The sequence below is a fragment of the Streptomyces sp. NPDC045026 genome (assembly GCF_056432625.1).
In genome coordinates this window covers 124,608-138,083 of the sequence record NZ_JBWKIS010000019.1, presented here as the reverse complement: position 1 = coordinate 138,083, position 13,476 = coordinate 124,608, and the positions used below count along the sequence as shown (strand labels likewise).

Sequence of the window (13,476 nt, the reverse complement as noted above, 5' to 3'; positions counted from 1 at the left end):
CACCGCACATGACCACACTGGATCCCCACCGTCCCACGCGCGGACGGTGCTCTTCGGAAGGAAGCCGGGACCTCTTGAACAGCAGCAAGCACACGGAGCTGGCGAACCACGCCTGGTCCGTCGCCGATCTCCTGCGCGGCGACTACAAGCAGTCCGACTACGGCAAGGTCATCCTGCCGCTCACCGTGCTGCGCCGCCTGGAGTGCGTCCTGGAGCCGACGCGCGAGAAGGTCGTCGAGACCGTCGCCAAGTTCGCGGGCCAGGAGATCGACACCGGCCACTTCCTGCGCCGCGCCTCGGGCCACTCCTTCTACAACAAGAGCGACCTGACGCTGCGGAAGATCGCGGACGACCCGCAGAACGCGGCGAAGAACCTCCAGATCTACGTCGGCGCCTTCTCTGACAACGCCCGCGAGGTCCTCGACAAGTACGAGTTCAACCAGCAGGTCAGGAAGCTCGACAGCGCGAACCTGCTTTACCAGGTCATCGGCAAGTTCACCGACCTCGACCTGCACCCGGATGTGGTGCCCAACCACAACATGGGCTACATCTTCGAGGAGCTGATCCGCCGCTTCGCCGAGCAGTCGAACGAGACCGCGGGTGAGCACTTCACCCCGCGCGAGGTCATCAAGCTGATGGTCAACCTGCTGGTGGCGCCCGACGCGGACGCCCTCAGCCTGCCCGGTGTCGTCCGCACGGTCATGGACCCGGCCTGCGGCACCGGCGGCATGCTCAGCGCCGCCGACGACCGCATCAAGGCTCTCAACCCGGACGCCACGGTCGAGGTGTACGGGCAGGAGCTCAACCCCGAGTCCTGGGCCATCTGCCGTTCCGACCTCATGATCAAGGGCCAGGACCCGGGCAACATCGCCTTCGGCAACTCCTTCTCCGACGACGGCCACGCCCGCCGCTCGTTCGACTACATCCTCGCCAACCCGCCGTTCGGCGTGGAGTGGAAGAAGGTCAAGGACGAGGTCGAGTACGAGCACAAGTCGCTCGGCGACGCCGGCCGCTTCGGCGCGGGCCTGCCGCGCATCAACGACGGCTCGCTGCTCTTCCTCCAGCACATGATCTCGAAGATGAAGCCGGTGGACGTGAACGGCGGGGGCGGCTCCCGCATCGCCATCGTCTTCAACGGCTCCCCGCTGTTCACGGGAGCGGCCGAGTCCGGCGAGTCCAACATCCGCCGCTGGATCCTGGAGAACGACTGGCTGGAGGCGATCGTCGCCCTCCCGGACCAGCTCTTCTACAACACCGGTATCTCCACGTACTTCTGGATCCTCACCAACCGCAAGGACGCCGACCACAAGGGCAAGGTCGTCCTGCTCGACGCGCGCGACCAGTGGCAGAAGATGCGCAAGTCGCTCGGCGACAAGCGCAAGGAACTCGGCGACGGAACGAACGGCCGCCCCGACCACATCGCCGACATCACCCGCCTGTACGCGGAGGCCGTCCAGGTCGCGAATGACCCCAAACACCCGCTTTACGGCAAGGTCAAGGTCTTCGCCAACGAGGACTTCGGCTACCAGCGCATCACCGTCGAACGGCCGCTGAAGCTGCGCTTCGAGGTCACGGAGGAGACAGTGGTGGCGCTGGCGGAGGCCAAGCCGGTGGCCAGGCTGGAGCGGAGCGAGGAGTTCGTCGCGGCGGTACGTACGCTGCTCGGCTCGTCCTGGACGACGAAGTCCGAGGCGTTCATCGCGCTCAAGGACGCGGTGGTCGCGGCCGGCCTGACCTGGCCGTCTGGAGCGCCGTTCGCGAAGGCGGTACGGGAGACGATCGGCGTACGGGACCCGGAGGGCGAGGTCCAGAAGGTCAAGGGCGCGGCGGAGCCGGACGCGAACCTGCGGGACTTTGAGAACGTGCCGCTGGGGGAGGACGTCGAGGAGTACCTGAAGCGTGAGGTGCTGCCGCACGTGCCGGATGCGTGGATCGACCACACGAAGACGAAGATCGGCTACGAGATCCCGTTCACGCGGCACTTCTACGTGTACAAGCCGCCGAGGCCGCTCGCGGAGATCGACGCGGAGTTGAAGTCGCTGGAGGCGGAGATTCAGACGCTGCTCGGTGAGGTGACGGACTAGTGGGCGAGTACTCAGTGACACCGCTCCGGTATCTACTTCGTCCTGTAGAGCGGACGGGCTTTCCATCGGCCGATGTCTTGTCCGTCTATCGCGATTACGGAGTCATTCCGAAAGAATCACGCACCGACAACCACAACAAGACTCCCTTGGACCTCTCTCGCTACCAACTCGTACAGGCTGGCGACCTCGTAGTCAACAAGATGAAGGCGTGGCAAGGATCGCTCGGTGTCTCCGCATACGGAGGAATCGTTAGCCCAGATTATCTGGTCTGCGAGGTGAGTCCTAGGGTCCACTCCCGGTACCTTCATCATTTGCTCAGGTCTCATTTTCTGATTGGCGAATTTAAGTCGCGATCAAAGGGAATTCGCCCAGCGCAATGGCGTCTTTACTGGGAAGATCTGGCGAAGGTGGAAGTGTCTCTTCCTCCCGTCAAGGAGCAGCGCCGCATCGCCGACTTCCTCGACACCGAGACCGCCCGCATCGACCGTCTGACACATCTTAGGCGCCGCCAGATCGACAAGATTGATGAGCGCTACAACACCACGATCTCCGAACTCACTACGCCGGGCATCAGTACAGGAGATGAGCGCGATGAGTTGTGGCCCTGGCTACCCGCAACGGTTAAAACCGGCAGGCTTGGATATGTGGCCCGCGTCCAGTCTGGCGTCACGGTGCATGGAGCACGAGAACGAACCTCCAGCGACTCCGAGTACCCGTATCTCCGTGTGGCTAACGTTCAGGGCGAGCGCGTGGATCTCTCAGAGGTAAAGACGATTACCCTTCCCTCCGAAATGGCCCGTCGGTCAACTCTGCTTCCTGGTGATGTGGTAATGACCGAGGCTAACGGAAACCCGGATAACTTGGGACGCGGCGCCGTATGGAATGGCGAGATTCCCAACATGGTCCACCAGAACCACGTGTTCGCCATCCGAGTCGACCGAAGCAGACTGATCCCCGAGTATCTGGCAGTGCTGTTGGCGGCATCTCACGGCCGTCGGTATTTCCGCTTCACTTCAGCCCAGGTCGGAATCGCCACCACGAGTAGCTCCAAGGTCTTGGACTTCCCGGTTCCTGTGCTAAACCTCGACAAACAGCGCGTAATCGTCAAGCAGTGGAATAAGGCCCGAAACGGAAGGGCTCTCACTGCGAATCTCCTCACTCGGCAACTCGACCTGCTCGCCGAACGCCGCCAAGCCTTGATCACCGCCGCCGTAACCGGCCAGTTCGACGTCTCCACCGCCAGCGGACGCAACGTAACGGACGGAGTGAGCGCGTAGCCATGAGCCCCATCCACACGGAGTCCGCCTTCGGTGATGCCATCGTCGCCGCCATGGTCGAGCGCGGCTGGCGTGAGGCGAGCCCGCAGGATTACCGGGCCGATCTCGGCCTGGACACGAACGAGTTGTTCACCTTCATCGGGGCGACCCAGCCCGACGAGTGGAACGAGCTGCTCACCGTCTACGGCGGCGACCCGAACGAGGCGCAGCGTGGGTTCGCCGGCCGCCTCGACCAGGCCATCGCCACCGACGGCCTCCTCGACGTGCTCCGCAACGGCGTCAAGGACCGGGGTGTCCTCCTCCGCGTCGCCTACTTCAAGCCGAACCTCGTCGCCCACGACTCCGTACTCGACGGCTACCGGGCCAACCGTCTGACCGTTGTCCGCGAACTCCGCTACGCGACCAAGCAGGCCGACTGGGGCAACGAACTCGACCTCACCCTCCTCCTCAACGGAATCCCCATCGCCACGGCCGAGTTGAAGAACCCGCTGACCCAGCAGGGCGTCGAGCAGGCCAAGGAGCAGTACCGCATCGACCGGGACCCCACCGAGCTGATCTTCACGCGTCGGGTCGTCGCGAACTTCGCCGTCGACCCGGATCTGGTCTTCGTCGCTACTCAGCTCAAGGGCAAGAACACCCGCTTCCTCCCGTTCAACACCGGCTCCAACGGCCCCGGTCAGCCCGGCGGCGCGGGCAACCCGGACCCGACGACGTACGGCACGTACGCGACCTCCTACCTTTGGGAGCAGGTCTGGCAGCCGGACAACTGGCTGGACCTCCTCCAGCGGTTCGTGCACCTGCACAAGAGCAAGACGCCTGGCGGCGGCACCACCAAGACGATGGTCTTCCCCCGGTTCCAGCAGTGGGACGCGGTCAAGAAGCTCACCGCGCACGCCGCCGCCCACGGCGCGGGCCACGACTACCTGGTCATGGCCTCCGCCGGCTCGGGCAAGTCGAACACCATCGGCTGGCTCGCCCACCGCCTCAGCGACCTACACACCTCCACCGACCCGTCGGAGCTCGACGCCGAAGCCGTGGCTAAGGGGCTGAAGCCGGGCGTGCCGGTCTTCGACAAGGTCATCGTCATCACCGACCGCCGCAACCTGGACGCGCAGCTCCGAGAAACGGTTGGCAATTTCGAGCAGACCGCGGGCCTCGTCGTGAAGATCGACGAGAAGCACGGGGCGAAGGGCGAGCAGCTCGCCAAGGCCCTCTCCCGCGACACCGGGAAGATCGTCACCGTCACCCTGCACTCCTTCCCGGCGCTGCTGGACTACCTCCAGCGCAACCCCACCGAGATCCGGGGCAGCCGTTTCGCGATCATCGTGGACGAGGCGCACTCCTCGCAGTCCGGCGACGCAGCCACCGCCGTACGGTCCGCTCTGCGCGACCTCGGCCTGGACTCCGACTCGGACGACGCGGGCGCGACCACGGTCAAGGCCCCGTCCGCGACCACCCTGGACGAGCAGCTCAAGAAGCGAGCCGAGCAGCGTTCCCGTGCCGCGAACCTCTCCTACTTCGCGTTCACCGCCACGCCGAAGGCCAAGACCCTCGAACTCTTCGGCACGCTCCAGGACATCGACGGCAAGGCGACCTACCGGCCCTTCCACACGTACTCCATGCGGCAGGCGATCGAGGAGGGCTTCATCCTCGACCCGCTGCGCAACTACGTCACGTACAACACGTACTGGAAGCTGGTGAACCAGAACCCCGACGAGCGGGAGGTCGACCCGTCGAAGGCGAACGGCCTACTCGCCCGGTACGCGCTGACCCATGACTCGACGGTCGCCCAGCACGCCCAGGTGATCGTGGAACACTTCGTCACCCACAGCCGGGGCCGTCTCGGCGGGCGAGCCAAGTCGATGGTGGTGACCGCCTCGCGGCAGTCCGCCGTGCAGATGGCTCGCGCGATCAAGAGCTACATCAAGGACCGGGACTACGACACCAAGTACCCCGACCTGGGTGTCCTCGTCGCCTTCTCCGGCTCGCTCACCATCGACGGCGAGGAGACCACCGAGCCGAAGGAGAACGGCGGGCTGTCGGAAAGCGCGCTGCCGAAGGCGTTCGGCTACACGCGCGCCGACGACAAGGCCGCCCGGGCCGGCGGTGCTGGCCAGCGGGAGTACAAGATCCTGGTCGTCGCGGAGAAGTACCAGACCGGCTTCGACCAGCCGCTGCTGACGACGATGTACGTCAACAAGTCGCTGACCGGCATCTCCGCCGTGCAGACGCTGTCCCGGCTGAACCGGACCGCCGAGCGCAAGACTCAGGCCGACCTGGCGGTGCTGGACTTCGTCAACGACGCCGAGGACATCCAGGAGTCCTTCCGCCCGTACTTCGAGGAGGCGAACACCCTCCCCTCCGACCCCAACCTGCTCTACACCGCGCAGAGCAAGGTCATGCGGGCCGCGATCCTGTCCGGCCAGGAGATGGACGAGTTCGCCACCGCGTACTTCGCCGCCAAGGAAAAGGCCGCAGGCTCGCAGTCCAAGTGGGAGAAGCTGCACGCCGAGCTGTACCGGCTGCTCTCGCCCGCCGTCGCCCGCTTCACGCCCTTGCTCGAAAGCGACGACGAGGACGACCAGGAGAGGGCGGAGGGCTTCCGCGCCGACCTCAACGACTACGTCAGGAAGTACGGCTTCCTCGCGCAGATCGTCCCCTACCGGGACGCCGAGCTGGAGCGGTTGCACCTCTACGGCCGCTACCTCCTCAACCGGCTGCCCCGCCGCGCGGACGGCGGCGTGGACATAGGCGAGATCGACCTGAGCCACATGCGGGTGGAGAAGACCGGCGAGTACGACGTCTCCCTCACCGCCGAGGGGCCGACGACGATGCAGGGCTTCGGCGACGGCTCGGGCGGCGCGAAGGAAGCGGAGAAGTCGCTGCTCTCGCAGTTGATCGACAAGTTCAACGAACGCTTCGGCACCGAGTTCACCGAGCAGGACGTCATCCGCCCGTTCGAGGAGGCAAAGGCCGACCCGAAGGTGCGGGCGGCGGCCGTCGTCAACGACGAGGACAACTTCGGCCTCGTCTTCGACAACGTCTTCGCGGACAAGATGGCCGACCACATCGACACCATCGCGGGCATGGGCCGCCAGTACTTCGGCCCCGACAAGGGCTTCAAGTCCAGCCTTGACCGCAGTGCCCGCAAGGCCGCGTGGCGGATGATCCGCCGCGAGGAGGGCCTGGACGACGACGTCTGACGCGTACGCCCCGGCTGGACGTGCCGGCCGGGGCAACCGGGTGGAGCGGCGCAACGCTCCTTGGCAATACGGCGATGGATCGGCCGCGGCTCTTCCTCGCCTGGCCCACCGCGAGACCTCGTGAAAGTCAGGCTCGGGGATCGGCTGCACATGTCATTGGACTTCTGCGTACAAAACCGTGCGCAGTGCAAGTTGTCCTCTTCATGAGGTGCAACGGATCTGGGGGGTAATAATGAACCACGCGGCAGGCGAGCTCGAAGAGTCCAGACTCCAGAAGGCCGTCGAGACGATCGCCATCACACCGGAGGCGGCCACCAGGCTCGTAGACGGTTACCGTGCGACTTTCGAGGCGAAGTTCAAGCGGGAGCCCGAGAGCCTGGAGGACAAGCGCCGGATCGCGGCCAAGATAATTGGCCGGTACTCCAAACTTTCGGCAGTCACCGGGGCGGTCACCGCAGCCCCTAGTGTGATTCCCGGGGTCGGGACGGCGGTCGCAGTCCTGGGCGGCGGTGTCACCGATATCGCCGCAGCACTCAAGCTCCAGATCGACATGTGCATGTGCCTGGTTGAGGTGTACGAGACCGAGCTGAGCGATGAGGACAAGAAGCACCTCGCCTTCGTGCTGGCGTTGGCTGGTTCGGTAGAACAGATGGCGTCGAAGGGCGGCAAGGCAGCGGTCCTGAAGATCGCCGAGAAGTTGGTCTACCAGTACCTGAAGGGGCCCGCTCTGGTCACGATCAAGCAGTTGTTCAAGCGGGTGTCCATCACCTTCACCCAGAAAGCGATGGCCAAGGCGATCCCAGCAGGTGTAGGTGTCGCTTTCAGTAGCTCAACCAACTACCTCCTGACGACGGTGGTGGGCAGGGTCGCCGTCGCCGTCCTGGCCAAAGATGTGAAGTAGCAACGCTGCATCGGATCCGGTACCGCCGACTCAGTTGCCAGACCGGTACTCCAGTCGCACTTTGTGCTCTGAAGGAGCGGGGGCGACTTTCTGTCTCAGAATCCGTGCAGGACGTGGGGGCCCGCCGCCTGTGCGAGGGGCACCCACGGGTTGCGAAGGTACGGCTCAGATGGTCTGGTCGGCGGCCAGCCGGACGAGCCCGGCCCACGCCTGTGGGGTGACCGCCAGAACCGGTCCGGGTCGGACCTTCGAGTCCCGGATGTGTATGCCGTCGACGGCGGCTGCGATCTCTACGCAGTCGCCCCCCTCAGCGCCGCTGTAGCTACTTTTGAACCAGACGAGTGCCAGAGCGGCATCCGAGCTCTCTGCGATGTTCATAGCTCTCCCAGCAACTTCTCGATGAATCCCAGGGACTCTCGCGGAGTGAGAGCCTGGGACCGGATGATCCCATAGCGCGCGGCGGCGAGACGTACCTCTTCTCGGTCCGTCAGGAGGCTGCTGCGCCCTTGGACCTCCATGTACGTGAACTGCTCGCCGCCCTTTCGCGTAAGAACCGTGAAAGGGCCGTCCACTCCTGCGTTGTCCTCACGGTCGAGCGGCATGACCTGGATCTCCACATTGCGCTTCTGGCCGATGAGCAGCATCTGTTCGAGCTGCCCTCTCAGCACTGCGTTCCCGCCGAGGGGCTTACGCAACACGGACTCTTCGATCACGAAGCTGAGCAGTGGTGCAGGCCAACGCTCGAAGATCATCTGCCGAGCGAGCCGCGCTGCCACCCGCAGTTCGATCGTCTCCTCGTCCAGCAGTGGGCGTCGCATGGCAAGCAATGCCCGCGTGTACTCCTCCGTCTGCAACAGCCCCTTGACCACGTGGGAGTCGTAGGAACACAACTCGACCGCCTCCGCCTCCAACCGCGCCATGTCCCGGAAGAACGCCGGATACTGTGCCCGCCCCACCTCCTCCTTCAGCGCCTTGAGCACGCCCCCCGCGTCCAGCACCTCGTCCGCGCGGTCGATGAACCTGGGCGAGGGGATCCGCCGCCCCTGTTCGAAGGAGGCGATCGACTGGCCCGCGTAACCCGTGAGCTTCCCGAACTCCGGCCGTTCCAGGCCCGCCCGTACCCGCAGCAGCTTCAACTGACGCCCGAACGCGGTCACCACGCCCGATCCCGGCTCGTCCTCCGGCCTCGGCCCGCCGTCCTCACGCTCGCCCTCGCCCTGTTCCACCGACTCCATCGGCTCCACCGCCTCCCCGACCCGGTTCCCCGGCCCAACGCGCCCGCCCCGAGCCGGTCACGCGGCGCGCCTCGTACACCTCCCGCTCCGCCGCGTACAACCGGAACGCGACGGTGCGTCACCACTGGTCACGCTACGCCACCGACGGGAGCGTTGGGGGCATGACAGGTGAGACCTCTTCCTCCGACCGCGTCCCCCGGCCCAGCAGCCCCACAGGCCACTTCGCGATGCGGTTCAGCTCCACCCCGCGCGGCGCGCGGCTCGCCCGGCGTCTCGCCGGGCAGCGGCTCGACGCGTGGGGCATCCCCTACGACTGCGACACGCACCACGCGCTGACGCTGATCGTCGCCGAGCTCTCCGCCAACGCCGTCCGGCACGGCCGGGTCCCCGGCCGCGACTTCCACCTCGCATTGGCCGCCGACGCCACGACCGTGCGGATCGAGGTCACCGACACCCGCACCGAAGGCGTACCGGTCATAGCGACGCCCACGGACCTCCGCGACACCGGCCGCGGCCTGCTCCTGGTGGAGCATCTCGCCGACCGCTGGGACTGGCACCCGCGCCCCGACGGCCCCGGCAAGACGGTCTGGGCGGAGTACGTCCTGCCGGCGGGAGGCCGACCGGTCGCAGCACCCTCCCGCCCGTCGTTCACCGCTGACCCCCGTACCACGTATCGCACCGAGACCGCTGGACGGCAGATCGACGCAACGGTCACACTTGACCCCTGACCGTGACTGTTCATCACGCACACCGGGGGCAAGGTGCCGCAGGAGGCGATCTCCGACCGTTACGAACTCCTGGAGGAGCTCAGCCACGGCGGCATGGGCGACGTGTGGCGCGGCTACGACGCCGTGCTCGACCGGCCCGTCGCCGTGAAGCTCATCCGGCAGGCGTCGGTCACCTCCCCGCAGCTGGCCGAGGAGTTCGCCAGGCGTTTCCGTCGCGAGGCCCGCATCACCGCGCGCATCCAGCATCCCGGCGTGCCGCAGGTGTACGACGCGGTGCTCGACGCGTCGTACGAGCGGCTGTTCCTGGTGATGGAGCTCGTCGACGGCGTACCGCTGTCCACCTACATCGACCCCGGCCGGCCGCTGCCGGTCAGCTGGGCGGCCGCCGTCGCCACGCAGGTCGCGACCGTGCTGTCGTACGCGCACGACGTGCCGGTCATCCACCGGGACCTCAAGCCGGGCAACATCCTCGTCGCACGTGACGGCACCGTGAAGGTCCTCGACTTCGGCATCGCGGCGATCCTGCGCACCGACGTCACCAAACTGACCGCCACCGGCAGCCCCATCGGCACCCACCAGTACATGTCGCCCGAGCAGGTCCGCGGCGGACGCATCACCCCGCAGACCGACCTGTACGCGCTGGGCTGTGTGCTGCACGAACTCCTCAGCGGGCGCCTCACGTTCGAGGCGGAGAACGAGTACCTGCTGATGTACCAGCACGTCAACGCCGCCCCCACCCCGCTGCGACAGTTGCGGCCCGACATTCCCGAGGCACTGGAGGAGCTGGTCCTGCACCTGCTGCGCAAGGCGCCCGAGGCGCGGCCCGCCGACACGCAGCAGGTGTATGCGCGGCTGCTGCCGTTCCTCCCGCCGCCAGGCGGAGAACCCGGCACGGCCAATGCCGGGCCGGCCGGCGCACCCGACCCGACGGGCGTGTTCCGTCACCCTCTCGCGCCCCGCGCCCGCGCCCAGGCCCCTGCACCCGGCGGTTCGACGCCGACAGCCGTCCTCCCGGGGGCCCAGCCGGTGCCCGTCCCCGCCCAGCTGCGCGACGACATCAAGAAGGCGTACACCCACTCCGACGCACTGCTGGAGCAGGAGCGGTTCGCGCAGGCCGCCGAGGTGCTCGGCGAGGTCATCGAACCCGCGGCCCTCGCCCTCGGCTCCGAGAACAAGCCGGTCCTGGCGCTGCGCCGCCAGCGAGCAGCGATCCGCCTCCTTGGCGGCGACTACCGGGCCGCCCTGCCCGAGTTCGACGCCCTCGCCGACGCATACGCCCGCATCGCCGGACCCACCGGCGAGCAGGCCCGCGCCTGCCGCGCCCAGGCGGCCCGGTGCCGCGCCGAACTCGGCCAGGTCACCGACGCGCTCGACGCGCTCCAGGGCGTGCTGAACGTCGTACGGACCGTCGACAGCGACGTCAGCGAGGAAGCCGTGGAGCTACGGCACAACATCGGGATGCTGCTGCTCGCCCAGGGCCGGGCCGTCGAAGCCCGGCAGGTCCTCGAACCGCTCCACCAGGACATGTGCATGGTGTTCGGCCCCGACGACGAGATGACCGTCGAGATCGCCGAGGCACTCGCCGTGATCCGCCTCGGCCTCGACGGTTCGGCTTCCTGACCCGCTTCCTTGAGAAGGGGTACCGGCCGGAACCATGCTGCTCAGGCCGAGTTTGGATCGGCGCCGCATCGGTGACCGCAGCCTTTGAGCCGAGCTTCCTGGGTGAGCGACCAGCCGGCAGGCACATGAGCCCTGCGGGCTGCTGTCCCTGAGTCCTTACAAATCCCACTCGTCGGCCAGCAGTCCCACGAGCCGCTGCTGCCGCTTCTGCAGCAGTTCCGGCGCCCAATCCTGGTGCTGCAACACCTGACTGGTCAGGGCGAACGTGGAGACGCCGTGCCTGCCGGTGAAGTACTTGGCCTTCTTCTCTATGAAGTCGTAGTTCTGGGCGTAGGCATTCTTCGTCCGGTTGAGCAGGACGAGGTTGCCCAGTCGGTGCGTCCACTCTCCGCGCTGCTCATCGGTGAAGTGCCGCAGCCACTGCGACTGCTGCTTCGGGTTCTGCGGTAGCACGTGCTCGACGGTAATCAGGGAGTGGTCGTACGAGACTCCGGGCTTTCCGGCCAGCGTCTCGTCCAGGCGCAGCAGGACGTACTTGCGGGTCTTGGTGACGAGGTAGATGTCGCCATCCAGGCGCGCGAGCGTCTCGGCCTTCTCCGGGTCCGTCAGGGCGAAGGACATCGCGTCCAAGCCCATGCCGGCGTCAAGTTCGCGCAGGAGGTCCGCATAACGCATGACGCGGGGAGTGGTATAGACGCGGCGGACAAACATGCTGGCCGCCAGCCGCTCCAGGGCGCCGAAGAATCTGTCGAGCCAGGCAGGGTCGTCACCGTGGTTACGCAGCGCCCACAGGGCCGCGGGCCGCCAGTCGTTGTTGTCGATCTGCTGGAGGCGTTTGAACCAGGCATTTACCTGCTCCGCTCCAGAGGCCGCCGAGTAGCTGGCGTCGCGGATCTGCACGTAGGCGTCCGCGTACGGCACGACGACGTCATTGACGAACGACTCGGCCTTGCTGGGCAGGTAGTGGCTGAGCACCTGCTCGGGAAACTCTTTAAGTAGTTCCCGCTCTGCCCGCTTCATGGCAAACACCATGCGCAGGTGAAGGAAAAGGTCGGCGAAGTCGTCTCGCCCCAGGGCCTCCTCAGCATCTTCCCACTTGCGGGCGCACTCCTCCGAGGTCTTCTCGTCCAGAGCACCGATGATGTGCGACTTGAAGATGTCCGTGGGCGAGAGGTCCATGCCCCGGGAGTTCATCACGCTGAAGATGCGGTGCGCGCTGTCCAGATCGGGGGTGCTGACGACGACCAGGAAGGTGCGCTCACCAAGCATCTGAACGAGATCCAGCCGTCGCTCCTCCGACCAGTCGGCGAGTATCGCGTGCAACGCCTTCGCGTTGCGCAGAACGGCCTTCTGTGCGTCCGTCGGTAGTATCTCCTCCTTCAGGACACGCAGTGCATCGGTGGCTCCCTTTGTCTGGACGTACTGCTGGAAGAAGCCGGCGTCGCGGATTCGCAGAGTGAGCCTGGGCTTGGGATCGAGCCGGCGGACCTTGTTGCCTGGCTCCGTGACCAGCTTGTCAAGATCGCTGCGCAGGTCGTGGTCCTTCGTCAGGTCCCGAAGGAGGGCGAGCAGAATAGTCAGGGTGGTGAGGCGCTGCTGGCCGTCGATGACCTCGGCGGGCGCGTTGCCCTTGGCCTTGACGAGGACGATGGATCCGAGGAAATACGGCTCGTCCGTCCCCCTGTCCAACGACTCCTCCAAATCCGTGAGTAGTTGGTCTGCCTGCTCGACGTCCCAGGCGTACGGCCGCTGGTAGTCCGGGATCCTGAAGTCGTAGTCGCTGCTGAAAACCTTGTGTAGGGACACTTCCTGCGCCTCGAGTTGCTGCATGCCCCGATGATGTCGGAGCCATTGGCGCTGTGTCCCAGGAGTCCTACGATCTACCTCTATGCGCCGCCGTGATCCGCCTCATCCGGATCTCGCCGATCCCATACACGCACACAAGCGCACCAGGGTCGGCATCAATGCCTTCAGGGTTTCCACCCCGAAGGCATCGACGATCGTGGAGGCGAGTACCGGCCCGATCCCCCGGATCATTCCGGAGGCGAGATAGATCCGGATGGCCCGCTCATCGGCTGGCATGGTCCGCTCGCAACGTTCCACTCTGAACTGCCGCCTATGGCGCGGATGGACGTCCCAGGCCCCGAACAGCCGAAGACTCTCACCAGGTCGTGTCCCGAACAGGGCCTTGCCGTGTGCGGTGATCTGCCTGTCACCGTTGTCCACGACGTCCAGGCGGATGACGGTGCGCTCGTCATAACCGACGTGCGGCAGGTGATCGACGACACCGTCAAGGACATCGATTCAGTCGTCCAGAGGTACGGGGAAGGACACGCGCACCAACTCCCGGGGTTTCAGGCGGCACAGGTCGCCGAAGATCGCAGGACGCGACATGCCCAGAATGAGGTGTCGGCCCCCTCTCTGTCCC

The 13,476-nt window shown here is 66.1% G+C and carries 10 protein-coding genes; 6 read left to right on the top strand and 4 right to left on the bottom strand.

Annotated features, from left to right (window positions below; genetic code table 11):
• Positions 1 to 74: 74 nt before the first annotated feature.
• The 4 genes from AC07EJ_RS31695 (at position 75) to AC07EJ_RS31680 (ending at position 7,465) form a co-directional block, all read left to right on the top strand.
• Positions 75 to 2,084 carry a type I restriction-modification system subunit M gene (locus AC07EJ_RS31695; protein WP_478885551.1) on the top strand — a complete coding sequence of 670 codons (2,010 nt, stop codon included), beginning with the start codon at positions 75 to 77 and terminating at the stop codon, positions 2,082 to 2,084.
• Entirely contained in the window at positions 2,084 to 3,361 is a 1,278-nt protein-coding gene (locus tag AC07EJ_RS31690; RefSeq protein WP_478885550.1) for a restriction endonuclease subunit S, read from the top strand. Before AC07EJ_RS31695 ends, AC07EJ_RS31690 begins: the two co-directional genes overlap by 1 nt.
• A gap of 2 nt (positions 3,362 to 3,363) precedes the next feature.
• The gene (locus tag AC07EJ_RS31685; protein WP_478885549.1) at positions 3,364 to 6,564 is read left to right on the top strand and encodes a type I restriction endonuclease subunit R; all 3,201 of its coding nucleotides are present in this window, start codon (positions 3,364 to 3,366) and stop codon (positions 6,562 to 6,564) included.
• 232 nt (positions 6,565 to 6,796) lie between these two features.
• A complete protein-coding gene (locus AC07EJ_RS31680; protein ID WP_478885548.1) occupies positions 6,797 to 7,465 on the top strand; it encodes a hypothetical protein in 669 nt (222 codons plus the stop codon).
• A 165-nt stretch (positions 7,466 to 7,630) separates the two neighbouring features.
• Here AC07EJ_RS31680 and AC07EJ_RS31675 read toward each other — a convergent pair whose 3' ends face one another.
• Together AC07EJ_RS31675 and AC07EJ_RS31670 are read right to left on the bottom strand one after the other, a co-directional pair.
• Positions 7,631 to 7,843, bottom strand: coding sequence for a DUF397 domain-containing protein (locus AC07EJ_RS31675; RefSeq protein WP_478885547.1), 213 nt, complete (start codon positions 7,841 to 7,843; stop codon positions 7,631 to 7,633).
• On the bottom strand, positions 7,840 to 8,700 hold the full coding sequence (locus AC07EJ_RS31670) for a helix-turn-helix domain-containing protein (RefSeq protein ID WP_478885546.1): 861 nt from the start codon (positions 8,698 to 8,700) through the stop codon (positions 7,840 to 7,842). The genes AC07EJ_RS31675 and AC07EJ_RS31670 overlap by 4 nt, the downstream gene beginning before the upstream one ends.
• A gap of 161 nt (positions 8,701 to 8,861) precedes the next feature.
• Here AC07EJ_RS31670 and AC07EJ_RS31665 point away from each other — a divergent pair, with 161 nt between their 5' ends.
• Both AC07EJ_RS31665 and AC07EJ_RS31660 read left to right on the top strand, forming a co-directional pair.
• Entirely contained in the window at positions 8,862 to 9,428 is a 567-nt protein-coding gene (locus tag AC07EJ_RS31665) for an ATP-binding protein (RefSeq protein ID WP_478885545.1), read from the top strand.
• 33 nt (positions 9,429 to 9,461) lie between these two features.
• Positions 9,462 to 11,048 carry a serine/threonine-protein kinase gene (locus tag AC07EJ_RS31660; protein WP_478885544.1) on the top strand — a complete coding sequence of 529 codons (1,587 nt, stop codon included), beginning with the start codon at positions 9,462 to 9,464 and terminating at the stop codon, positions 11,046 to 11,048.
• 156 nt (positions 11,049 to 11,204) lie between these two features.
• Here the strand turns inward: AC07EJ_RS31660 and AC07EJ_RS31655 are convergent, their stop codons facing one another.
• Both AC07EJ_RS31655 and AC07EJ_RS31650 read right to left on the bottom strand, forming a co-directional pair.
• Positions 11,205 to 12,878: a DUF262 domain-containing protein gene (locus tag AC07EJ_RS31655; RefSeq protein ID WP_478885543.1), complete on the bottom strand. Its 1,674-nt coding sequence runs from the start codon at positions 12,876 to 12,878 to the stop codon at positions 11,205 to 11,207.
• Between the two features lie 78 nt (positions 12,879 to 12,956).
• Positions 12,957 to 13,283, bottom strand: a complete 327-nt coding sequence (locus AC07EJ_RS31650) for a YrrC family ATP-dependent DNA helicase (protein ID WP_478885578.1) — start codon at positions 13,281 to 13,283, stop codon at positions 12,957 to 12,959.
• Between the last annotated feature and the right edge of the window lie 193 nt (positions 13,284 to 13,476).

Excerpts from the sequence above, each read along its gene's own strand:
- AC07EJ_RS31680 (WP_478885548.1), top strand. The coding sequence starts at position 6,797 with ATGAACCACGCGGCAGGCGAGCTCGAAGAGTCCAGACTCCAGAAGGCC.
- AC07EJ_RS31670 (WP_478885546.1), bottom strand. The coding sequence starts at position 8,700 with ATGGAGTCGGTGGAACAGGGCGAGGGCGAGCGTGAGGACGGCGGGCCG.
- AC07EJ_RS31675 (WP_478885547.1), bottom strand. The coding sequence starts at position 7,843 with ATGAACATCGCAGAGAGCTCGGATGCCGCTCTGGCACTCGTCTGGTTC.
- AC07EJ_RS31685 (WP_478885549.1), top strand. The coding sequence starts at position 3,364 with ATGAGCCCCATCCACACGGAGTCCGCCTTCGGTGATGCCATCGTCGCC.
- AC07EJ_RS31655 (WP_478885543.1), bottom strand. The coding sequence starts at position 12,878 with ATGCAGCAACTCGAGGCGCAGGAAGTGTCCCTACACAAGGTTTTCAGC.
- AC07EJ_RS31665 (WP_478885545.1), top strand. The coding sequence starts at position 8,862 with ATGACAGGTGAGACCTCTTCCTCCGACCGCGTCCCCCGGCCCAGCAGC.